General features: G+C 68.6%; 21 protein-coding genes and 1 pseudogene. 21 read left to right on the top strand and 1 reads right to left on the bottom strand.

Going from position 1 to position 21702, the window contains the following annotated elements; translation table 11 throughout:
- From RH94_RS20180 to RH94_RS20085, 21 genes and pseudogenes are all read left to right on the top strand, one after another.
- A partial coding sequence (locus tag RH94_RS20180; RefSeq protein WP_073948926.1) for an acetyl/propionyl/methylcrotonyl-CoA carboxylase subunit alpha occupies nucleotides 1–1768 on the top strand: 1768 nt, incomplete at its 5' end.
- A 93-nt stretch (nucleotides 1769–1861) separates the two neighbouring features.
- Nucleotides 1862–2791 carry an MBL fold metallo-hydrolase gene (locus tag RH94_RS20175; protein WP_073948919.1) on the top strand — a complete coding sequence of 310 codons (930 nt, stop codon included), beginning with the start codon at nucleotides 1862–1864 and terminating at the stop codon, nucleotides 2789–2791.
- A gap of 46 nt (nucleotides 2792–2837) precedes the next feature.
- Entirely contained in the window at nucleotides 2838–3959 is a 1122-nt protein-coding gene (locus RH94_RS20170; protein WP_073948918.1) for an acyl-CoA dehydrogenase family protein, read from the top strand.
- Nucleotides 3960–4053: 94 nt separating this feature from the next.
- Entirely contained in the window at nucleotides 4054–5118 is a 1065-nt protein-coding gene (locus RH94_RS20165; protein WP_073948917.1) for an LLM class flavin-dependent oxidoreductase, read from the top strand.
- Between the two features lie 19 nt (nucleotides 5119–5137).
- Nucleotides 5138–6091: a 3-hydroxyacyl-CoA dehydrogenase NAD-binding domain-containing protein gene (locus RH94_RS20160; protein ID WP_073948916.1), complete on the top strand. Its 954-nt coding sequence runs from the start codon at nucleotides 5138–5140 to the stop codon at nucleotides 6089–6091.
- Entirely contained in the window at nucleotides 6088–6828 is a 741-nt protein-coding gene (locus tag RH94_RS20155) for an SDR family NAD(P)-dependent oxidoreductase (RefSeq protein ID WP_073948915.1), read from the top strand. Before RH94_RS20160 ends, RH94_RS20155 begins: the two co-directional genes overlap by 4 nt.
- A gap of 103 nt (nucleotides 6829–6931) precedes the next feature.
- Entirely contained in the window at nucleotides 6932–7561 is a 630-nt protein-coding gene (locus RH94_RS20150) for a hypothetical protein (protein ID WP_073948914.1), read from the top strand.
- Nucleotides 7562–7616: 55 nt separating this feature from the next.
- On the top strand, nucleotides 7617–8081 hold the full coding sequence (locus tag RH94_RS20145; protein WP_073948913.1) for a nuclear transport factor 2 family protein: 465 nt from the start codon (nucleotides 7617–7619) through the stop codon (nucleotides 8079–8081).
- 178 nt (nucleotides 8082–8259) lie between these two features.
- Nucleotides 8260–9171, top strand: coding sequence for an NADP-dependent oxidoreductase (locus RH94_RS20140; RefSeq protein WP_073948912.1), 912 nt, complete (start codon nucleotides 8260–8262; stop codon nucleotides 9169–9171).
- A gap of 214 nt (nucleotides 9172–9385) precedes the next feature.
- Entirely contained in the window at nucleotides 9386–10678 is a 1293-nt protein-coding gene (locus RH94_RS20135) for an MFS transporter (RefSeq protein ID WP_079189116.1), read from the top strand.
- A gap of 519 nt (nucleotides 10679–11197) precedes the next feature.
- On the top strand, nucleotides 11198–12469 hold the full coding sequence (locus RH94_RS20130; RefSeq protein ID WP_073948911.1) for a beta-ketoacyl-[acyl-carrier-protein] synthase family protein: 1272 nt from the start codon (nucleotides 11198–11200) through the stop codon (nucleotides 12467–12469).
- The gene (locus RH94_RS20125; RefSeq protein ID WP_073948910.1) at nucleotides 12466–13680 is read left to right on the top strand and encodes a ketosynthase chain-length factor; all 1215 of its coding nucleotides are present in this window, start codon (nucleotides 12466–12468) and stop codon (nucleotides 13678–13680) included. The genes RH94_RS20130 and RH94_RS20125 overlap by 4 nt, the downstream gene beginning before the upstream one ends.
- A 39-nt stretch (nucleotides 13681–13719) precedes the next feature.
- Entirely contained in the window at nucleotides 13720–14499 is a 780-nt protein-coding gene (gene fabG / locus RH94_RS20120; RefSeq protein WP_073948909.1) for a 3-oxoacyl-ACP reductase FabG, read from the top strand.
- A 29-nt stretch (nucleotides 14500–14528) separates the two neighbouring features.
- A complete protein-coding gene (locus tag RH94_RS20115; RefSeq protein WP_073948908.1) occupies nucleotides 14529–15473 on the top strand; it encodes an aromatase/cyclase in 945 nt (314 codons plus the stop codon).
- Nucleotides 15474–15570: 97 nt separating this feature from the next.
- Nucleotides 15571–16155 (top strand): NADPH-dependent FMN reductase, encoded by a 585-nt coding sequence (locus RH94_RS20110; RefSeq protein ID WP_073948907.1) that lies wholly within the window; start codon nucleotides 15571–15573, stop codon nucleotides 16153–16155.
- Nucleotides 16156–16208: 53 nt separating this feature from the next.
- Complete coding sequence (locus RH94_RS20105; protein ID WP_073948906.1) at nucleotides 16209–16475, top strand: acyl carrier protein; 267 nt, start codon at nucleotides 16209–16211, stop codon at nucleotides 16473–16475.
- A 224-nt stretch (nucleotides 16476–16699) separates the two neighbouring features.
- Nucleotides 16700–18274: an acyl-CoA carboxylase subunit beta gene (locus RH94_RS20100; protein WP_073948905.1), complete on the top strand. Its 1575-nt coding sequence runs from the start codon at nucleotides 16700–16702 to the stop codon at nucleotides 18272–18274.
- A gap of 66 nt (nucleotides 18275–18340) precedes the next feature.
- On the top strand, nucleotides 18341–18481 hold the full coding sequence (locus tag RH94_RS40805) for a hypothetical protein (RefSeq protein ID WP_158073074.1): 141 nt from the start codon (nucleotides 18341–18343) through the stop codon (nucleotides 18479–18481).
- 148 nt (nucleotides 18482–18629) lie between these two features.
- Nucleotides 18630–19529: an alpha/beta hydrolase gene (locus RH94_RS20095; RefSeq protein WP_079189115.1), complete on the top strand. Its 900-nt coding sequence runs from the start codon at nucleotides 18630–18632 to the stop codon at nucleotides 19527–19529.
- 23 nt (nucleotides 19530–19552) lie between these two features.
- A pseudogene (locus tag RH94_RS43980) lies at nucleotides 19553–19804 on the top strand (MFS transporter); the annotation flags it as partial.
- 133 nt (nucleotides 19805–19937) lie between these two features.
- Nucleotides 19938–20372, top strand: coding sequence for a transposase (locus RH94_RS20085; protein ID WP_107428772.1), 435 nt, complete (start codon nucleotides 19938–19940; stop codon nucleotides 20370–20372).
- Nucleotides 20373–20711: 339 nt separating this feature from the next.
- On the opposite strand, the gene RH94_RS20080 is transcribed toward RH94_RS20085, so the two are convergent.
- Nucleotides 20712–21617 carry a response regulator transcription factor gene (locus RH94_RS20080; RefSeq protein WP_324614293.1) on the bottom strand — a complete coding sequence of 302 codons (906 nt, stop codon included), beginning with the start codon at nucleotides 21615–21617 and terminating at the stop codon, nucleotides 20712–20714.
- Nucleotides 21618–21702: the final 85 nt, after the last annotated feature.

Raw genomic sequence — 21702 nt, 5'->3', positions numbered from 1 at the left:
CAAGGTGCTCATCGCCAACCGTGGCGAAATCGCTGTCCGCGTGGCCCGGGCCTGCCGGGACGCCGGGATCGCGAGCGTGGCCGTCTACGCCGACCCGGACCGGGACGCTCTGCATGTCCGCGCCGCGGATGAGGCGTTCGCCCTGGGCGGTGACACCCCGGCCACCAGCTACCTGGACATCGACAAGGTCCTGAAGGCCGCCAAGGAATCCGGCGCGGACGCCATCCACCCCGGCTACGGCTTCCTCTCGGAGAACGCCGACTTCGCCCAGGCCGTCCTCGACGCCGGCCTGACCTGGATCGGCCCGCCCCCGCAGGCCATCCGCGACCTGGGCGACAAGGTCGCCGCCCGGCACATCGCCCAGCGCGCCGGCGCCCCCCTGGTCGCCGGCACCCCCGACCCCGTCGCCGGCGCCGACGAGGTCGTCGCCTTCGCCAAGCAGCACGGCCTGCCCATCGCCATCAAGGCCGCCTTCGGCGGCGGCGGCCGCGGCCTGAAGGTCGCCCGCACCCTGGAGGAGGTCCCCGAGCTGTACGACTCCGCCGTCCGCGAGGCCACCGCCGCCTTCGGCCGCGGCGAGTGCTTCGTCGAGCGCTACCTCGACCGCCCCCGCCACGTCGAGACCCAGTGCCTGGCCGACACCCACGGCAACGTCGTCGTCGTCTCCACCCGCGACTGCTCCCTGCAGCGCCGCCACCAAAAACTCGTCGAGGAGGCCCCCGCCCCCTTCCTCACCGACGAGCAGACCGCCGAGCTCTACCGCGCCTCCAAGGCCATCATGAAGGAGGCCGGCTACGTCGGCGCCGGCACCGTGGAATTCCTCGTCGGCCAGGACGGCACCATCTCCTTCCTCGAGGTCAACACCCGCCTGCAGGTCGAACACCCGGTCACCGAGGAGGTCGCCGGCCTCGACCTGGTCCGCGAGATGTTCCGCATCGCCGACGGCGAGCCGCTCGGCTACGACGACCCGCCGCTGCGCGGCCACTCCTTCGAGTTCCGCATCAACGGCGAGGACCCCGGCCGAGGCTTCCTGCCCGCCCCCGGCACCGTCACCCGCTTCGACGCGCCCACCGGCCCCGGCGTGCGCCTGGACGCCGGCGTGGAGTCCGGCTCCGTCATCGGCCCCGCCTGGGACTCCCTGCTCGCCAAGCTCATCGTCACCGGCCGCACCCGCGCCGAGGCCCTCCAGCGCGCCGCCCGCGCCCTGGACGAATTCCAGGTCGAGGGCATGGCCACCGCCCTGCCCTTCCACCGCGCGGTGGTGACCGACCCCGCCTTCGCCCCCGAACTCACCGGCAGCACCGAGCCGTTCACCGTCCACACCCGCTGGATCGAGACCGAGTTCACCAACGACATCAAGCCGTTCGCCGCCGCCGTGGACGGCGAGGCCGAGGAGGAGAGCAACCGCGAGACCGTCGTCGTCGAGGTCGGCGGCAAGCGCCTGGAGGTCTCCCTGCCCGCCTCCCTGGGCATGTCCCTGGCCCGCACCGGCCTGGCCGCCGGCGCCAAGCCCAAGCGCCGCGCCGCGAAGAAGACCGGCCCCGCCGCCTCCGGCGACACCCTCGCCTCCCCCATGCAGGGCACCATCGTCAAGGTCGCCGTCGAGGAGGGCCAGCAGGTCACCGAGGGCGACCTCGTCGTCGTCCTGGAGGCCATGAAGATGGAACAGCCCCTCAACGCCCACAGGAGCGGCACCGTCAAGGGCCTCACCGCCCAGGTCGGCGCCTCCCTCACCTCCGGCGCCCCCATCTGCGACATCAAGGACTGACACGCATGTTCCTTCACCGGTGAGCCACCGGCCCTGGACTCCCCTGCCCGCGACCTCGAACGGCCGACGACGGAATGAATCAGGAGTGCGCACATGAGAACAGCATGCGAGAGCCCCCACGCGCCGGTCTTTCACGTCCAAGAGGTCGCGGAACACGTTTTCGCCTACGTCCAGCCCGACGGCGGATGGTGCCTGAACAACGCGGGGATCATCGCCCCCTCGGGCCACACAGCCCTCATCGACACCGCCGCCACCCAGGTTCGGGCGCGCGCGCTCAAGGAGGCGGTGAGCCGGATCAGCCGGACGCCTCCTCGGTACCTCGTCAACACCCACCCGCACGGTGACCACACCTTCGGCAACAGCCAGTTCACGGACACCGCCGTAGCCATCGCCCATGAGCGCACCCGCGCCGAGATGGACGTGGCCGGACTTCACCTCACTGGGCTGTGGCCGGACGTCCACTGGGGCGAGATCGCGGTGGAGCTCCCCGCCCTGACGTTCCGCGACCGGATGACGCTGCATGTCGGTGACGTCCGGGCCGAACTCATGCACCTGGGTGTCGCCCACACCACCAACGACACCCTGATCTGGCTTCCGGAACAGAGGGTCCTGTTCACCGGGGATGTCGTCATGTCGGGCGTGACTCCCTTCTGTCTGACTGGCTCGGTCTCCGGCTCCATAGAGGTGATCGAGGAACTGCGGACGCTGGGGGCCGAGACGGTGGTGTCCGGGCACGGCCCCGTCGCCGGACCGGAAATCCTCGATGAGACGTACGGATATCTGCGTCTGGTGCAGCAAATCGCGGCCGATGGCCTCTCCGCCGGCCTGAGCCCTCTGGACGCCGCGCGTGAAGCCGACCTGGGGCCCTACGGCGATCTGCTCGACGCGGAGCGGCTGGTGCCGAATCTGCACCGCGCCTACGCGGAGGCGCGGGGGGAGGCCCCTGGCAGCCGACTCGACGTCGAGCAGCTCTTCGCGTCGATGGTCGAGTACCACGGGCGTTTGCCGAAGTGCGCGGCCTGAACAGCCGCCGCCCGTTGCCCATTCCCGCAGTGACAGGAAGGAACCCATGGCATCCCAGCAGATGTCCAGTGCCCACCAGCTACACGTTCTGGCGGAGAAGGCTGCTGAGACGGCGCTGCTCCACGCTGCCGGGGCGGACTTCGCGCGCGCACTGCCGTCACCCGTCGTCGACGCGATCCTGGAAGCGGGCTTCGCACGTCACTTCGTTCCCACGGAGTGGGGCGGTACCGCCGGAACCGTCACGGATCTGCTGCGCGCCGCCGCGACGCTCGGTGCGGGCTGCGCCTCTGCTGCCTGGTGCGCTTCCGTCATCGCCGGGGCCGCCCGGATGGGGGCCTACATGCCTGCGGCGGGACAGCGGGAGATATGGGCGGACGGACCCGACACCGTGATCGTTGGTGCTCTCATGCCCCGCGGGACGGCGACTTGGCACGGCGACGGCTGGAGGGTGTCCGGACAGTGGGACTTCACCAGTGCCGTGGGCATCTCCGACTGGGCGCTGGTCTGTGCCCAGGTTCCAGGAGAGGACGGGGCAGAGCCGTGGTTCTTCGCGTTACCGCGCGCGGACTACCTGATCGCCGACACCTGGCACCCCGTGGGCATGCGTGGGACCGGCAGCAACACCCTCATAGCTGAGGAAGCGTACGTTCCCCGCCACCGGGGCTTCCCGCGCGAGACCATGCTCAAGGGCGCCGGCACGACCTCGGCAGCACGATGCCACACCGTCCCGCTGCGCGTGCTCAGCGGACTGTTGTTCGCCGGGCCTGCCCTGGGAGCGGCTCGCGCAGCGCTGGAGGCCTGGTGCGCCCGTGTGAGCGGCCGCGCGGCCCAGGACCCCGGCGCGCGACTCGTTGCCGCGCGGGCGACGGCCGGCATCGACATGGCTGAACTGCTGCTTCGCCGTGCGGCCCGGGTGGCGGACGCGGCCTCGGTGAGCACCACCGAAGAACTGCGCAACCCGGCCGACTGCGCCCTGGCGTTGGAACTGCTGGTGGATGAGGTGGAGCGGCTCTACCGCACGGTCGGCAGCGCGGGCCAGCTGCCGCCCGATCCGCTCCAGCGGATCTGGCGTGATGTGCACGGCATCGCCGGCCATGTCGCCCTCCGATTCGATCCCGCGGGCTCCGCCTACGGGGGACACCTCCTCAACAGCGCGTCCCGCGCGTGACCACTCTTGTCCCGCCCGCCGACGTGACACCCCGGCCTGCTTCCCGCCCGCAGGCCCGTACGAGCACACCTTCACGACACGACAAGGAGCCAGGATGAAGTTCGGCATCGTTTTCTTTCCCACCGTGGGGCCAGGGGACAAGTCCGCCGAGCAGTACTTCGACGAGTGCTTGCGCCTCGTCGACCTCGCGGAAGAGCTGGAACTGCTCCACGTGAAGATGGTGGAACACTACTTCTTCGCTTACGGCGGCTACAGCCCCGACCCCACCACCTTCCTGGCCGCTGCGGCCGGCCGTACCAAGAACCTGCGGGTGGGAACCAGCGCCACCATTCCCGCCTTCCAGCACCCGGTGAAGCTGGCCGGCAAGCTCGCCATGCTCGACAACATCTCCAAGGGACGGCTCGACGCCGCTCTGGGCCGGGCCTTCCTGCCCGACGAGTTCAAGGCGTTCGGCGTGCCGATGGACGAGAGCCAGGACCGCTTCAGGGAGGGTGTCCAGGCCATCAAGAGGCTGTGGACCGAGGAGGATGTCGTCTTCGAGGGGCGGTTCCACCGGTTCGGTCCCGTCACCTTGCTCCCGCGCCCCGTACAGCAGCCGCACCCTCCGGTGTTCGTCACCACGGCCCGCAGCTCCGAGTCCTGCGCAGCGGCCGGACGGGACGGTCACCACCTCCAGACCGTGCCCAACGTCATGTCCACCGAGGAACTGCAGAACAGGCTGGACGTCTTCCGCTCCGAGCGGGTCGCGGCCGGATACGCCCCGGGCAGCGAGCAGATCCACTTCAGCTACCCGTGTGTCGTCGCCGACGACGGTGAGACGGCACGCCGCATGGGGCGCTACGACGACGACCGCAACACGGCGGCCATCCACGAGGCCGTAGCAGCCTGGGGAACCACCACCAGCTCGGCCTATCCGGGCTACGAGAAGCTCTTCGAGGCCACTCGACAGTCGCACTTCGAGGAGAAGCTGGCCGCGCGAAAGCTCCTCATCGGCTCCCCCGACCAGGTGCGCGCCGACCTGGAGCAGATCGCCGAGTGGTTCGGCGACGACATCGTCATCAGCCTCGGTGTCCACTCCGGCCATCTCTCCTTCGAGGAAGCCGCCACCACCATGCGGCTGATGGCCGAGGAGGTCATCCCCAAGCTCTTCCACCGCTGACCCCGCAACAGGGAGCACCATGACACAGCAGCGACGTACCGTGACCGTCATCGGCGCGGGCACCATCGGACTGGGCTGGATCACCCTCTTCCTCGGCCACGGGATGCGGGTCCGGGTCAACAGCCGGCGTCCCGAAGCGCCCTCGGCCGTCCGCCGGGGCATCGAACTGTTCGCCCCCCACCTGCCTGAGGGCACTGGCGACCCCGACACCTTCGACTCCCTCCTCTCCTTCGAACCGGACCTGGAACGAGCGGTGGCCGGTGCCGACGTCATCGTGGAGAACATCCCGGAGAGCCTGGAACTCAAACGTGAACTCTTCGCCCGGATCGGCAAGGCGGCCCCGGCCGACGCACTGATCCTCTCCTCGACCTCCACCTTCGGCCCCGACGACCTCGGAACGCTCATGGCGGACCCTTCCCGTCTCGTGGTGGGTCACCCTTTCAACCCGCCCCACGTGGTGCCGCTGGTCGAGATCGTCGCAGGCGAGGCGACCGCCCCCGCCGCCGTCGAGGAGGCGGTCGCGTTCTACCGCGAGGCGGGCAGGGCTCCCGTCGTGCTGCGCCGGCCGATCATCGCCTTCGCTGCCAACCGCCTGCAGTCGGCCCTCCTCAGGGAGAGCATCCACCTGGTACGGGAGGGCGTGGTCACCGTCCAGGAGCTGGACGAGGTGGTGACCAAGTCCATCGGGCTGCGCTGGGCCACGACCGGCCCGTTCCTCGCCTTCCACCTGGGCGGCGGTGAAGGAGGCCTGCGCCAGTGGCTGAGCACGCTGGGCTCCGGGCTGGAACAGGGCTGGGAACTGCTTGGCCGACCTCCCATGGACGAGGAGACCATCGCGACTCTCATCGCCCAGGCCGATGACGCCTACGGCAACCGGTCCTACGCCGAACTGGTCCGTGCCCGGGACACCCGGCAGAACGCCGTGCTCCGGACCCTGACAGCGGTGAACTCCGGACAGGAGCAGGCCGTATGACGAGGCTCAGCGGCAAGACCGCCGTCGTCACGGGGGGCACCCGAGGACTCGGCTCACGCATCGCCCAGCTGTTTCTGCGGGAAGGCGCCGATGTCGTCGTGGCTTCCCGGGACCGGGGCGACTGGTGTCCGGGACCGGGGGTGGACGGCGCCCGTGTCGCCTTCCATCCGGTCGACGTTCGTGACCCCGTCTCCACCCGGGACCTCATGAGCGCCGCCGCCGACCGCTTCGGCACGGTCGACATCGTGGTGGCGAACGCCGGCGTGAGCCGCCCCGGAGCAGTGGAGAAAATCGCCCCCGCGCACTGGGCGGAGGTGGTCGACACCAATGTCACCGGTGTCTTCAACTGTGCTCAGGCCGCCATCCCGCATCTCCGGCTGAGCAGGGCGGGCCGGCTGATCACCGTCTCTTCGGTGCTGGGCAGCCGGTTCGCACCCGGCGCCGCCGCATACGGCGCCAGCAAGGCGGCGGTGGAGGCGTTCACCAAGGTCGTCGCGGTCGAGCTCGCGGCGGACGGCATCACCGCCAACTGCCTCTCGCCGGGCTTCATCGACGAGGGCATGGGCGTACAGCTGAGGCAGAACGAGGCGATCTGGGAGAAGTACCGGACCAAACTCGCCTCCGGCCGCATGGGCCGGGGCGACGAGGTGGCGTCGGCGGCGGTGTTCCTCGCCGGTGACGACAGCTCGTATGTGAACGGCCACGTCCTCGAGGTCAACGGCGGCCTCTTCTGGTGACCGCTGGCGGCGGTTTGCGGCCTTTCCGCAACGCCCCGGCCCGTACCCATGGGCCATCGATCCGCACATCCCGTCCTCAACCACCACCCAGAGGAGTACAAGCATGAAGAAGACCACCCGCTGGAAGGCCCGCACGACGGTCGCCGCGCTCTGCGCCCTCGTGGCCTCCCCGGTGCTGGCAGCCCCGGCGTCCGCGGCCGAGTCCCCCGTCGGCTATCTCTGCCAGGCATACCGGGAAGGTGCCTGGCTTTCCTACAGCAGCACCCGGATCTGGGACGTCAAGGCCCCGGCCAGAGTCCCTTCCGGTGCGCAGTTCGACATCTCCTACAGCCTGTCGCCGTTCACCCTCAACCCCGACTATCAGCAGGAGGTCCGCGAGGTCATGATTGCTGTCACCCTCCCCGAGGGCAGCGAGCCGGTGGACGTCGAACTCTCCGGCGGCAGCAACCTCGGAGGCTCGGAACAGACCGTCGAGGTGGAGGACGGCACGCTGTACCTCACCGCCAGTGGGCCCTTCTTCGGCGGCCAGACCTTCCAGCTCCCGGAGATCACGGCCACGGTGAAGGCGACCGGCTCGGGCGTGCTGACCACCGAGGCCGCCGGTACGGGCTTCGAAGATCCCGGCCTGGCCCTGCGGTCGCTAGACCCCAGTACCTCTGAGTTCAACTCCACCCAGTGCTATCCGGACCCCGCCGCGCCGGTGGTGCTGTCGAAGACGATCGTCCGGCCTTGAACAGTCTCCGGAAGGTTTTGTACCGATCTCGTATCAGCAGAGAGGTGAGATGTCGATGAGCGTTTCCACCGAACCCGCCGTACCGGCGGCAGGCGGTTTCGTGACAGCGGAGCTGTACACACAGATGCAGCAGTTCTACGCATGGCAGATGGGACTGATCGACGACCGCAAGGCAGAGGAGTGGGCCGCCACCTTCGCCGAGGACGCGGTGTTCGAGGAGGCCAGCCGGATGGAACCCCTGCGGGGCCGGGCGGCCATCGCTGCCTCCTGCCGGCAGCGGGCCGACCGGTTGGAGGCGGAGCAGACCGACTTCCGGCACTGGCTCGGAATGCTCGATGTGCACCTCCAGCCGGACGGCACCCTGCGCACACGCACCTACGCCCTGGCGATGCGCACTCGGCTCGGCGGACCGCTGGAAATCTTCGCCAGTGTCGTCTGCCGCGATCATCTGGTACCCGAGGGCAAGGGGTGGCTGGTGCAGCACCGCAGCCTCCAGCACGACGGATCCGGGCTGCGGTAGCGCCCACTAAGGCTCCTGGCATCCCGTGCCGACGTCGGGACGCGGGCCGGGGGGAGCGGCCACGCTCCCCCCGGCCCTACTCGCTCCTTGACCTCAACTGCGCTTGAGGTAACAGAGTTGATTTGAGCCCCCGTCGCCGGACCTGACGACGGGGAACGCGACGAAAGGGTTGTCAGCCATGCGAGCAGCGGCGTTTTCCTCCTTCGGGGGCCCCGAAGCGCTGGAGACGGTCTCCGTTCCGGCACCGCAGGCCGGACCGGGGGAGGTCAGGGTCAGGGTCCGGGCCGCGGGGGTTCAGCCCATCGACTGCGCGGTCCGCTCGGGCCGCCGTGCTCCCGGCTTCACGATTGAGTTCCCGCACATCACAGGGGGAGAGTTCGCAGGGGTCGTCGACCAGGCTGGTGACGGAGTGGTGGGTGTCGACGTGGGTGCCGAGGTGCTGGGCTTCCGTACGCAGCGCACCTACGCCGAGTACGTGGTGGTGCCGACCGAGCAGGTGGTCGCCAAGCCTGCCTCCATGCCCTGGGAGGTCGCGGGAGGACTCTCCGGAGCCGGGCAGGCGGCACACACGGCGGTAGAGGTCCTGCGGGTCGGTGAGGGCGACACCTTCCTCGTCAACGGCGCCGCCGGCGGGGTGGGCACAGTCGCGGTGCAGCTCGCCCGCTCCCTGGGCGCCACCGTCATCGGCACGGCGAGCGAGGCGAATCACGATTACCTGCGCGAGTTGGGCGCGATCCCCGTCACGTACGGGGAAGGACTGGTCGACCGGGTCCGGGAGCTGGCGCCGCAGGGGGTGGACGCGGCGCTGGACGCGGCGAGCGCGGACGGCCTGCGGGCCGCGGTGGAACTGGTCAAGGACAAAGACCGGGTCGGCACGATCACCTCCGTCGAGGCGTACGAACAGCTCGGCGCACGCTGGATCGGAAGTCAGCGCTCCGCGAAGCGGCTGGACGCCCTGGTGTCCCTCTACGTGCAGGGGACGCTGCGGATCCATGTGCGGGCCACCTACCCACTGGAGCAGGCGGCGCAGGCGCACCGCGACGTCGAGTCGGGTCACGGCAGGGGCAAGGTCGTCCTGTTGGTCGGCTGAGCACGTCAACCGCCCTGGACGCGCGGCGCCCGGCATCTCGCCCTCCTTGAGCGCGCCCCTCCGCCGGGAAGCATCTCCCGGCGGAGTCCCGCCCGCCTGGCCCACCGTGCCGGCATCCGTCGGAAAACGAGGTACTCCGCATGGACCATCCGCCCCGTCACCCATCACCCGGCCTCCCCGCTCGCCGGAGTCGGCCCGCTCGCCACGCCGCGTCATGACCGGCCGGACCACGCCACCCGACGGCGGAACGGCGGCCACGTCCGCGTCAGGGCCGTCGGCCCCGGACACTCGGCGACCGGAGGAGCCGGGCCGTACCGGCGCGCTGGTCACCCTGCTGCTGGCCTCCACGCTGGGGGTCATGGCGGGCTCCGTCATCTCGCCCGTGGTGGAGGTGATGCGTGGGGCACTCGGGGTCAGCGGCACTGCGGCCGGCCTCGTCGTGACCGCCCACGCGCTGGCCGTAGCCGTCGTCAGCCCGTTGGCGGGGCGGCTGATCGACCGCCGGGGAGTGCGGACACCGCTGGCCTGCGGTCTCGTCCTCTACGGACTGGGCGGGGCCACGGGCCTGTTCGCCACTTCCTACCCTGTCCTGATAGTCGGCAGGCTGGTCTTCGGTGTCGGGGCAGCCGCCGTCTTCACCGGCACCACTGTCGCGTTGCTGCAGTTGTTCCAGGGACGCCGACGAGACCGTGTCATGGGCTGGCGTTCGGCTGCCAACAGCGTCGGCGGTGTCACCTGGCCGCTGCTGGGCGGCGCGCTCGGCGGAATCTCCTGGCACGGCCCCTTCGCGGTGTACCTGGTCGGGCTGCCACTCGGGCTGCTGGCCGTGCTGGTGCTGCCCCAGGGCCGGAACAACCACGGAACCAGTGAGGGCGGGCTCGTCACCCTGGTGCGGCGCAGTCCCGCACTCCTCGGCTTCTACGCTCTCCAGGCCGCCTCGTCGGTCTTCCTGTACGCCATGGTGATCTTCCTGCCGCAGCGGCTTGCCGCACTGGACATCCACGAACCGCTCATGGTGTCGCTGTACTCCGTGGTGATCACCAGCGCTGTCGGCAGTCTGGTGGGGCTGGTCTACGCGCAGCTGCGCGCCCGGCTGAGCTATCCGGCTCTGCTGCGCATCGCTGCCCTCGCCTGGGCAGGTGCCTTCACCGTCCTCGGTGTGGCGAACCAGCCGGCACTGCTACTGGCCGGCCCCGCACTGCTCGGCGTCGGCCAGGGGCTGTCGCTGCCCTCGCTCACCATACTGATCAACGAGAACGCGCCCGGTGCTCTACGGGGCCGTGCGGCCTCGCTGGCCGGAACCGTCATATTCGGCGGCCAGTTCCTCTCTCCTCTGCTGCTGGGGCCGTTGATCGGGGCCACGTCGAGCACGACGGGGTTCCTGGTGGCGGCGAGCCTGGCCGCACTCATCGGACTGGTCCTGCTCGCTGTCAGGATGCCCTCCCCGGGAGACGGAACAACGCCCCCGGCCGGCGCCCCGGCGACACCGGACAGCACACGGGCCTGAGCTCGCGCTCCCGGTTTCCTGCCGGAAACTCATCCAACGGAAACCGAACAAAAAACTCTGCGGCTGGAAGAAAACGAGGGTTTTCTTCCAGCCGCAGAGTTTTTTGTGTGCTGTCACAACTTCATGACAATCCGTGACTCAAGTTAACCAAGCTCTGCACTTTCTCGCATTGAAGTGGGAAGCGTACGCGCGCAAGAATGTTCGCAGATCACGGTCATGGACACGCTCCGCGTAAGGATGAATGCAAGGGCTGTTTCGTAACTCGACGAGGAGGTCGGCGGAGCCTCACTGCCGGATCGGATTGTCTGGTTCTGAGGTGACCCACAGTAACGGCGGCAAGTCGCCGAACCGCCCCGAACCGATTGCCGCTCGGATCGCTCCAGAGTTACGGGACAGTCTTTAGGTGAGTTCAGTTGTGAAGGAAGAAGGACGTATGCGCATTCCTTGGTCCATGGAGAGCGGGGGCGGAAGGCTGCGTCGCCGTCCGGGTGACCGCTCCGTCCGCCCGGAGGTGACCGCATGAGTGGCCGACGCGTGGTCATCACGGGCATGGAAGTGCTGGCACCCGGAGGAGTCGGCGTCGAGAACTTCTGGAACCTCATCAGCGAAGGCCGCACCGCGACACGCGGTATCACCTTCTTCGACCCCAAGCCCTTCCGTTCGAAAGTGGCGGCCGAGGTCGACTTCGACCCGTGGAAGCATGGCCTTGGGCCCCAGGAGATCCGGCGGATGGACCGGGCCGCGCAGTTCGCCGTGGTCGCGGCACGGGGCGCCGTCGCCGACAGCGGGATCGCCCTGGGCGACCTCGACCCCCACCGCGTCGGCGTCACGGTGGGCAGTGCGGTGGGCGCCACCATGGGCCTGGACGAAGAGTACCGGGTGGTCAGCGACGGAGGCCGGCTCGAACTCGTGGACCACGCCTACGCGGCCCCCCACCTGTACGGCTACATGGTGCCCAGCTCCTTCGTCGCCGAAGTGGCCTGGGCGGTGGGCGCGGAAGGGCCCAGCACCATGGTGTCCACCGGCTGCACTTCCGGGATCGATTCCGTGGGACACGCCGCCGAACTGATCCGGGAGGGTTCCGCCGACGTCATGGTCGCGGGCTCTTCGGACGCTCCGATCTCTCCCATCACCATGGCTTGTTTCGACGCGATCAAGGCGACCACCCCGCGCAGTGACGAGCCTGAAAGCGCTTCCCGGCCGTTCGACGGAACCCGCAACGGATTCGTGCTCGGAGAAGGGTCCGCCGTGTTTGTCCTGGAGGAATTGGAAAACGCCAGGCACAGAGGAGCGCACATTTACGCGGAGATCGCCGGTTATGCCACACGCAGTAACGCGTATCACATGACCGGGCTCCGTCCGGACGGAGCGGAAATGGCCGAGGCCGTCCGGGTGGCGCTGGACGAGGCCCGGATGCCGGCCGAGGCCATCGACTACATCAACGCCCATGGCTCGGGAACCAAGCAGAACGATCGGCACGAGACGGCGGCGTTCAAGAAGAGCCTGGGAGACCACGCGTACCGGACCCCGGTGAGTTCGATCAAGTCGATGGTCGGGCACTCGCTCGGCGCGATCGGCTCCATCGAGATCGCGGCCTCGGCCCTGGCGATGGAGCACAACGTCGTGCCACCGACCGCGAATCTCCGTACTCCGGACCCCGAATGTGATCTCGACTACGTACCGCTTGAGGCCCGGGATCAGATCACGGACGCCGTTCTGACGGTCGGCAGTGGCTTCGGCGGCTTCCAGAGCGCGATGGTTCTCGCCCGACCCGAGAGGAGGTCCGTATGACGGCCACGGTGTTGGTGACCGGACTGGGGGTCGCGGCACCCAACGGACTCGGCACGCAGGACTACTGGGAAGCCGTCTGCGGCGGCAAGAGCGGCATAGGGCGAATCACCCGGTTCGATCCGGCTCCCTACCCGTCCCGTCTGGCCGGTGAGGTGCCGGGCTTCGTGGCTGAGGACCACCTGCCCGGCCGGCTGCTTCCGCAGACCGACCGGATGACCCGGCTGGCCCTGGCCGCCGCCGACTGGGCGCTGGCCGACGCCGGAATACGCCCGCAGGAGCAGCCCGCCTTCGACATGGGTGTGGTCACGGCGAGTTCCTCGGGCGGATTCGAGTTCGGGCAGAACGAGTTGCGCAAGCTTTGGGCTCAGGGAAGCAGGTATGTGAGCGCTTACCAGTCCTTCGCCTGGTTCTACGCCGTCAACAGCGGCCAGATCTCCATCCGCAACGGCATGAAGGGCCCCAGCGGTGTCGTCGTCAGCGATCAGGCAGGCGGCCTCGACGCGGTGGCACAGGCCCGGCGGCAGATACGCAAGGGCACGCCGCTGGTCGTCTCCGGAGCCATCGACGCCTCGCTCTGCCCGTGGGGCTGGGTGGCCCAGCTCGCCGGCGGACGGCTGAGCCGCAGCGAGGAACCCGCCCGCGCCTATCTGCCCTTCGACGCCGAGGCGGCGGGACACGTCCCTGGGGAGGGCGGCGCGATCCTGGTCCTGGAGGACGCCGCAGCAGCGCGGGAACGCGGTGCGAAAGCGTACGGACGCGTCGCCGGCTACGGGGCGACCATGGATCCGAAGCCGGGGAGCGGACGCGCACCGGGACTGGGCAAGGCCATTGAGCTGGCTCTCGCGGACGCGGGTATGTCCCCCTCCGAGGTGGATGTGGTTTTTGCCGACGCGGCGGCCGTACCAGAGCACGACCAGACGGAGGCGGCAGCGATCAACACCGTCTTCGGCTTTCGGGGGGTTCCGGTCACAGCGCCGAAGACGATGACCGGACGCCTCTCCTCCGGTGCCGCTCCCCTGGACCTGGCATCGGCGTTCCTCGCGATCGGCAACGGCCTGATACCGCCCACCATCAATGTCGAACCGATGACCGCCTACGGCCTCGACCTGGTCACCGACCGACCGCGCGCCGTCGATGTGCGCACTGCTCTCGTCCTGGCCCGCGGACACGGAGGGTTCAACTCCGCGATGGTCGTCACCGCCGCCGACTGAACGACGCCGGCTCACCACCACTCACGAGAACGGACACACATGCCTGCCCAGAGTCTTGTACTGATCACCGGGGCGACCAGCGGCATCGGTCTCGCCGTCGCCCGGCTCTTCGCCACCCGGGGAGATCAGGTGTTCATCGGCGCCCGCAGCCAGGAAGGGGTGGCCGGGACGGTCAAGCAGCTCCGCGCGGAGGGCTGGTCGGCCGATGGCCTGACGCTCGACGTGCGCTCCGATGACAGTGTGAACGAGTTCGTCCGGACCGCGGTTGCCCGTTACGGCAGCGTGGACGTCCTCGTGAACAACGCGGGTCGGAGCGGAGGAGGGGTCACCGCCGACATCACCGACGAACTGTGGCACGACGTGATCGACACCAATCTCCACAGCGTCTTCCGGACGACCCGTGAAGTGCTCAACACCGGCCGGATGCGGCACAAGAACCGGGGCCGGATCATCAACATCGCCTCCACGGCCGGCAAGCAGGGCGTGGTGCTCGGCGCCCCGTACTCGGCCTCCAAGCACGGAGTGGTCGGCTTCACCAAAGCGCTCGGCAACGAGCTGGCCCCCACCGGCATCACCGTGAACGCCGTGTGTCCTGGATATGTCGAGACCCCCATGGCGCAGCGGGTGCGGGAAGGCTATGCCACGGCGTGGCAGACCGATGAGGAGACAGTGCTCGCCAAGTTCCAGGCGAAGATCCCGCTCGGCCGCTACTCGACCCCGGAGGAGGTCGCGGGGCTGGTCGGCTATCTGGCCTCGGACACCGCCGCCTCGATCACGGCGCAGGCGCTCAACGTCTGCGGCGGCCTCGGCAACTTCTGAACCACCCGGACCGAGACCAAGGAGCATGTATGAGCGAGCCCGGTACACGAGAGGTGGAGCACACGATCACCGTCGCGGCCCCGGCACAGGCCGTCTACCGGCTGATCGCCGAGGTCGGCAACTGGCCTCGGATCTTCCCGCCCACCCTGTACGTCGACCAGGTGGAGCAGTCGGGGAACAGCGAGCGCATCCGGATCTGGGCCACAGCCAACGGCGAGGCGAAGAACTGGACCTCACGTCGCGTCCTCGACCCCGAGAACCTGCGGGTCGGCTTCCGACAGGAGGTCTCCGCACCGCCGGTCGCGGCCATGGGCGGAGAGTGGATCATCGAACCGCTGTCCCCGGCCGAGTCCCGGGTACGGCTGCTGCACGACTACCGCGCGGTGGGGGACGACCCCGAGTCCCTGGCGTGGATCGACCGGGCCGTGGACCGGAACTCCCGCTCTGAGCTGTCCGCCCTCAAGACGAATGTGGAACTGGCGCACGCACCGGAGGACGTTACCTTCTCATTCGAGGACACGGTGCGGATCGACGGCTCGGCCAAGGACGTCTACGACTTCATCAACGAAGCCCAGCTGTGGTCCGAGAGGCTGCCGCACGTGGCCACGGTACGCCTCACCGAGGACGAGCCCGGACTGCAGGTTCTGGAGATGGATACCAGGGCCAAGGACGGCTCCACCCACACCACGAAGTCCTACCGGGTCTGCTTCCCGCACCACAGGATCGCGTACAAGCAGGTCACCCTGCCTGCGCTGATGACCCTGCACACCGGTGTCTGGACCTTCCGGGAGGACACCGATGGGGTGGCGGCCACCTCCCAGCACACCGTTGTGCTGAACACCGCGAACATCACCGCCGTCCTCGGTGGGTCGGCCACCGTCGACGATGCACGAGAGTACGTGCGCACCGCGCTGAGCACCAACAGTCTCGCCACCCTCAACCACGCCAAGGCGTACGCGGAGAGCAGGCGCTGACCCCGTCCGGGGTGGCACCGGAAACCCCGGTGCCACCCCGGATACCACTGACACCGGTCACCGGCATCCGGCCATTGCCCTTCCCGAAAGGCCAGCCATGTCACAAGGACGCGTCCGCCTCGCCGTGCTGTCCGGCAGCCCGCCCAGCAGCCGTACCGGTCCCGCCGTCGTACGGTGGTTTCGCAGGGAAGCCGAAGCCTTCGGCCAGTTCGACATCGACGTCCTCGATCTCGCCGCCGATCCGCTCCCCGTCGTGATCACCCGGCCACCGGATACCGACGCGGCCCGCCGTCTGGCGGCGGTGAGCCCCTGTCTGGCGGCGGCGCATGCCTTCGTCGTGGTGACGGCGGAGTACAACCACGCCTATCCGGCGGTCCTGAAATCTGCCATCGACTGGCACACGACCGAGTGGCACGCCAAGCCGGTCGGATTCGTGTCGTACGGGGGCCGGTCCGGGGGACTGCGGGCCGTGGAACAGCTGAGGCTGGTCTTCTCCGAACTGCACGCCGTCACGATCCGGGACGGCGTCAGTTTCCCTGACGTCTGGGAGCAGTTCGACGAGCACGGCGAACCGTGCGACCCCCAGGGCTGCAACCACGCGGCGAAGATCATGCTCGAGCAGCTCCTCTGGTGGGCCCAGTCCCTCGGCGAAGCCAGGAACCGGCGCCCCTACACCACCTAGACACCACCCGCTACGGCCCGGAAACCAACCACCCCTCGAAGGGACACATGCACATGAGCGGTTCCGTCTTCACCCTGGACGACCTTCGGCGCATCCTCCTCGAAAGCGCGGGCGCCGAGGAAGGCACCGATCTCGGCGACGACATCCTCGACAAGAAGTTCGGGGATCTCGGCTATGAGTCCCTCGCGCTGCTCGAAACCGGCGGCCGGATCGAGCGGGGGTGGAACATCACGCTGGACGACTCCGTGCTGGACGACTCCACTACGCCCCGGGCCCTCATCGAGGCCGTCAACGCGCACCTGGCCGCGCAGGCCGCCTGAACCACCGTCGAGGGCCTGCTTCGTCCCGTCCGTATGAGCGCCGACGAATCCTGCACACGAGCGGGCCGGCTCCGCGCCGCGTTCCCGCGCCGCGGGAACGCGGCGCACGCACACTTCTCCCAAAGCCGCAGCGCCACCTTTCGCCGTCGCCGGTGCGGACATCAGGCCGCGGACCGGGACCTTACCGTGGGTGCGCAACCGACCATGGCATCCCGAGGAGGCCCATGACCGTCATCGATGACACCGCTGCACCGCACACGCGGCGACTGGCGGAACTCGCCGCGCGCAAGGAGGCCGCACGACAGGGCCCCGACACCGAGGCCACCCGAAAGCAGCACGCCCGGGGCAAGCTGACGCCGCACGAGCGCATTGAACTGCTCCTGGACAAGGGCTCGTTCACCGAAGTGGAGCCGCTGCGCCGACACCGGGCGAGAGGGTTCGGCCTCAAGGCCAAGAGGCCCTGTGGCGACGGCGTGATCACGGGTTGGGGCACGGCCGAAGGTCGTACCGTCTTTGTCTACGCCCACGACTTCCGGGTCTTCGGCGGAGCCCTCGGAGAGGCGCACGCGGAGAAGATCCACAAGATCATGGACATGGCCATGGCGGTGGGGGCACCGCTGGTGTCGCTCAACGACGGCGCCGGGGCTCGCATCCAGGAAGGCGTGTCCGCGCTCGCCGGTTACGGTGGCATTTTCCGGCGCAACACAAAGACGTCCGGAGTGATCCCGCAGATCAGTGTGATGCTGGGCCCCTGCGCGGGGGGAGCGGCGTACTCGCCGGCCCTCACCGACTTCGTCTTCATGGTTCGGGACACGTCCCAGATGTTCATCACCGGACCGGACGTGGTGAGGACGGTAACCGGAGAGGACATCAACCAGAACGGCTTGGGCGGTGCCGACGTCCACGCGACGGTCTCCGGGGTGTGCCACGGCGCCTACGACGACGAGGAGACCTGCCTGACGGATGTGCGCTATCTGCTCTCATTGCTGCCGTCCAACAACCGGGAGCTGCCGCCGTCCGCCCACACCGGTGATCCCGCCACCCGCTCTACCGAGGCACTGCTGGACCTCGTCCCCGTCGATCCCGGCCGCAGCTACGACGTACGAGCAGTCATCAAGGAGATCGTCGATGACGGTGAGTTCTTCGACGTCCACCCGGACTGGGCGCGGAACATCGTATGCGTCCTGGCACGGTTCGGCGGGGAGGTAGCCGGAATCGTCGCCAACCAGTCCGCGTCGTCAGCCGGCGTACTCGACATCGACGCCAGTGAGAAGGCTGCGCGCTTCGTGCAGTTCTGCGACGCCTTCAGTATTCCGTTGGTCACCATGGTGGATGTGCCGGGCTTCCTGCCCGGTGTCACCCAGGAGCACAACGGCATCATCCGGCGCGGAGCGAAACTCCTGCACGCCTGCTGCAACGCGACCGTTCCCCGGATCTCCCTGGTGCTGCGCAAGGCGTACGGCGGGGCGTACATCGTCATGGACTCCCGTTCCATCGGCGCGGACCTGGCTCTGGCCTGGCCGGGCAACGAGATCGCCGTCATGGGCGCGGAGGGCGCGGCCAACGTCATCTTCCGCAAGGAGATCACGACCGCCGAGGATCCCGAGGAGATACGGGCCCGCAGAATCCAGGAGTACCGGGACGAGTTGATGCACCCGTACTACGCAGCCGAGCGTGGTCTCGTCGACGACGTCATCGACCCTTCCGAGACCCGGCAGGTCATCGTTCGCTCGCTGGCCATGCTGCGCGACAAACAGTCCGACTTGCCGATCCGCAAACACGGCAATCTGCCGCAGTGAGTCAACGGCGAAGACTTCATGAACCGCCGGCCATCCCATAGCCTCTTCCATCCTGAGGAGATTTCGGTGAACCACGAGGGAGACCCTGAGAAAGAGACCGGGGAAAACGGGAACCACGACAGCCGTATTCCGCTGGTTCCCACAGGCGCTCTGGACGACGAGGACGAATTCGTCTTCGAGCCGCACATCGTACGGGGTCTCGACTGACGTGAATACAGAAGGGCGATGGCATAGAGGCCTTCGCGCAAGGAAGTCACATAATTCCACGATGCGGCGGAATTCACCGGACCGGCGTTCTGACGGTCCGCCGCACACCGGTACTCCTGCCGGCCCGTCCGACGAGGGAGCTGTCACCATGTCCCTGCCCGGCCCTCCGAATGCCGCGCCGGTATCCGGCGACGAGCACGCGGTCCACGAGATCACCCTGGAGGCTGGCGGCATCACCCTCTCCGGACTGCTCGCGCAGCCGAAGTCCCGGCCTCGCGCCCTGCTGGTCGCCCTCCACGGAGGGGGTATGCGGGCCGGGTACTTTCACGGCCGGGCTGACCCCGCCACTTCACTGCTCTCTCTGGCGGCCTCTTGTGGGTACGCCGCCCTTGCGCTGGACCGCCCCGGTTACGGCCGTTCGGCCGCGCAACTACCCGAGGGCATGGGGCTGGCGGAGCAGGCAGAGTGCCTGCTTGCCGCGGTGACGACGTACCGGCTGAGCCGTTCCTGCGATGCGGGTGTCCTCCTCGTCGGACACTCCCTGGGCGGGAAGGCAGCACTGTGCACAGCGGCACGCTGGACGGAAGGCGGGCTGCTGGGGGTGGATGTTTCCGGCATCGGCGACCGGTGGGCCGTGTCCCCGCAGGAACTGACCATGGGTGACGGCCGCCATCCCCACCGGATGCACTGGGGTCCGCTGGCGCTCTATCCACCCGGAACCTTTCAGCTCGCCGGCGCGCTGGTCACCTCCGTCCCGGAGCGGGAGGCCCGCGAGATATCCCGCTGGCCGGATGTGTATCCCCGTGTGGCTCGGGACGTCCGGGTACCGGTGCGCTTCACCTTCGCCGAACACGAGCGGTGGTGGCGCAGCGACCCGCGGACCGTAAAGGTCATGATGGCCCGGCTGAACTCACCGCTGACCCGGACCGAGCACCTGGCGGACGCGGGGCACAACATCAGCCTGGGGAGGACAGCCCGCACCTATCATCTGCGGGTTCTCGTCTTCCTGGAGGAGTGCCTGGCGCTCGCGGAGGCGGGGGCACCGTGATGCGTACGGGGCTCCTGCGGAACATGACCGCCTCGCTGTGGGTACGCAACTTCCGGCTCTTCGCGCTGGGCCAGCTCGCTTCGGTCGCCGGCACCTGGATGATGTTCACCGCCCAGGACTGGCTCGTGCTGCGGATGACCGGCGAATCCGCAACAGCGCTGGGCGTGGTCACGGCCGCCCAGTTCACGCCTGTCCTGCTACTGACGCTGGTGGGCGGCGGAATGGCCGACCGCCTGGACAAGAGGCGGCTGCTCATGGCGGCTGGATCTGCTTCGAGGACGAGGCCGGCCGCTGCTGCTGGCCAGGGGCGCACTCCCCCAGGCTCCGCCCGGGGGTGCCCCCAGGGGCCGACGCGGACACACCCCGCTGGTGAGGGTGTCCGGCCGCCGGAGTTCGGGCCGGATCTCCATGGCGGGACTGATCGCGATGCGGCCCGGGTCGCGGACCCGGCTGTGCTACCGCCTGCGGGTCCACCGCGGCGGCAAGGGTGAGTGGTGCAGCCTGTCGGAGAACGGCTGCATCCACTTGGTCGACAGCGCGCATCGGCTGGTGAAGGCTCCGATCGTCCTGGTCTGGGCTCGGTTGGGCACCCACACCTCGAAGGTGATGCAGCAACTGGTTGCCGTGCGGACCTGGTTGACGGACTTCTTGCTGTTCGCGTATGCGCCGGAGTTGAATCCGGTGGAGGGTGTGTGGTCGCAGTGCAAGAGAAGCCTGGCCAACCTCACCGCCGGAACGGTGGGCCGGCTCGCGTCCTTGGTCCGCAATCGGCTCAAGAGCCTGCAGTACCGGCCCACGACACTCGACGGCTTCCTGGCCGAGACCGGACTGTCACCACCGTGACCTCAAAGCGCCGAAGTCAGTACACCCTCATTTTCCAAGGAACGGCTCCCTTCGGCGCGCTGCTCACCGGCTGGCTGGCCGAACGGTCGGGGGCCCGTGGCGCCCTGTCTGTCTCGGGAGCCGTCTGCTTGGCCGCAGTGCTGGCCGCCTGGGTCTTCTCGCGCGCCCGGAGCGGTCGGGAAGTACCGACGACTGTCCCGACGCGGGTCGCGCCGGGACAGCGGTGATCGAGAGGCCGAGAGCGAGACGTCGCCCCAGGAATGTCGGAAGTGGCTCACGGAGGCGTGGAAAGTCGTGGCGTACCCGTCCACCCGGCGGACTCGGGGGCCGGCCGGCCGATCAGTCGGGACGCTGTGAGCCGTTTTCCAGTTTGAAGCCGACGCCTCGAACCGTGATGATCCAGCTTCCCGAGCCGAGCTTCCGGCGCAGGCTACTGACATGGGTGTCGATGGTGCGGCTGCGCCGGACGTCGATGTCCTGCCAGACCTGCTGGAGGATCTGGCGTCGGGACACCACGGTTCCGGGCTGGGAGGCCAGGAGCAGCAGCAGCTCGAACTCCTTGAGCGTGACCGGTACGGTACGCCCGTGAAGAAGGACCGAGCGGGTCTCCCGTTCAATGGTGAGCGGCCCCAGCCGCATATGGGGACTCGCGGGTCGGTGGGGCCGCGCTCGCCGCATCACGGCTGAGATACGGGCCAGCAACTCTGGCGCCCCGTACGGCTTGACGACGTAGTCATCGACTCCGGCCTGGAATCCCAGTACCCGGTCCAGCTCACTGTCCCGGAAGGTGACAGCGAAGACGGGGGTGTCACAGACCACCCGGATGGCCCGGCACACCTCCAGCCCGTCCACGTCCGGCAGTTCCAGGTCGAGCAGGACGGCATCGTGTCGGTGGTGCTCCTTGAGTGCTGATGCCCCGTCGGCGACTACGTGTGGGTTGTGCCCATTGCGTCGTAAAATCTGAGTGAGCGGCTGCGACCACCGCTCGTCGGGCTCTACGAGCAGGAAGCGCCAGGACTCCATCTGCGGGAGAACATTCCGGCCGCCCTGGTTCTGGAAAGAGACGGGGGGAGTAAGCGGTAGGACTGCGGGCTGGGGCAAGTGCTCCTCCTGTGGGCAACCCGGGCCTTCCCGGGTGAAAAGCTGCTTGAGGCGAACGGTGGCGTAGGTGTCATTGCTCTCTTCGCGTCGGCGGTAAAGGCTGTCCTTGCCGTGGCAAGACGCGCGATACACCCTCAGCTTCACACATACTGAATGGCATGTGGTGACGTATAGCACCAAGGTTGACCCACCCGTCGGCGCCGCATGATGCATGGCGCATGGCGCATGA

The organism is Streptomyces kebangsaanensis (assembly GCF_001906585.1).
In the GTDB taxonomy this organism is placed as follows: domain Bacteria; phylum Actinomycetota; class Actinomycetes; order Streptomycetales; family Streptomycetaceae; genus Streptomyces; species Streptomyces kebangsaanensis.
This window is presented reverse-complemented; position numbering and strand designations above follow the sequence as displayed.

Coding starts and splice junctions, on each gene's coding strand:
- fabG (WP_073948909.1), top strand. CDS start 13,720: ATGCCTGCCCAGAGTCTTGTACTGATCACCGGGGCGACCAGCGGCATC.
- RH94_RS20155 (WP_073948915.1), top strand. CDS start 6,088: ATGACGAGGCTCAGCGGCAAGACCGCCGTCGTCACGGGGGGCACCCGA.
- RH94_RS20105 (WP_073948906.1), top strand. CDS start 16,209: ATGAGCGGTTCCGTCTTCACCCTGGACGACCTTCGGCGCATCCTCCTC.
- RH94_RS20095 (WP_079189115.1), top strand. CDS start 18,630: ATGTCCCTGCCCGGCCCTCCGAATGCCGCGCCGGTATCCGGCGACGAG.
- RH94_RS20085 (WP_107428772.1), top strand. CDS start 19,938: ATGGCGGGACTGATCGCGATGCGGCCCGGGTCGCGGACCCGGCTGTGC.
- RH94_RS20160 (WP_073948916.1), top strand. CDS start 5,138: ATGACACAGCAGCGACGTACCGTGACCGTCATCGGCGCGGGCACCATC.
- RH94_RS20115 (WP_073948908.1), top strand. CDS start 14,529: ATGAGCGAGCCCGGTACACGAGAGGTGGAGCACACGATCACCGTCGCG.
- RH94_RS20150 (WP_073948914.1), top strand. CDS start 6,932: ATGAAGAAGACCACCCGCTGGAAGGCCCGCACGACGGTCGCCGCGCTC.
- RH94_RS20145 (WP_073948913.1), top strand. CDS start 7,617: ATGAGCGTTTCCACCGAACCCGCCGTACCGGCGGCAGGCGGTTTCGTG.
- RH94_RS20175 (WP_073948919.1), top strand. CDS start 1,862: ATGAGAACAGCATGCGAGAGCCCCCACGCGCCGGTCTTTCACGTCCAA.
- RH94_RS20165 (WP_073948917.1), top strand. CDS start 4,054: ATGAAGTTCGGCATCGTTTTCTTTCCCACCGTGGGGCCAGGGGACAAG.
- RH94_RS20125 (WP_073948910.1), top strand. CDS start 12,466: ATGACGGCCACGGTGTTGGTGACCGGACTGGGGGTCGCGGCACCCAAC.
- RH94_RS20110 (WP_073948907.1), top strand. CDS start 15,571: ATGTCACAAGGACGCGTCCGCCTCGCCGTGCTGTCCGGCAGCCCGCCC.
- RH94_RS20140 (WP_073948912.1), top strand. CDS start 8,260: ATGCGAGCAGCGGCGTTTTCCTCCTTCGGGGGCCCCGAAGCGCTGGAG.
- RH94_RS20100 (WP_073948905.1), top strand. CDS start 16,700: ATGACCGTCATCGATGACACCGCTGCACCGCACACGCGGCGACTGGCG.
- RH94_RS20135 (WP_079189116.1), top strand. CDS start 9,386: ATGACCGGCCGGACCACGCCACCCGACGGCGGAACGGCGGCCACGTCC.
- RH94_RS20170 (WP_073948918.1), top strand. CDS start 2,838: ATGGCATCCCAGCAGATGTCCAGTGCCCACCAGCTACACGTTCTGGCG.
- RH94_RS20130 (WP_073948911.1), top strand. CDS start 11,198: ATGAGTGGCCGACGCGTGGTCATCACGGGCATGGAAGTGCTGGCACCC.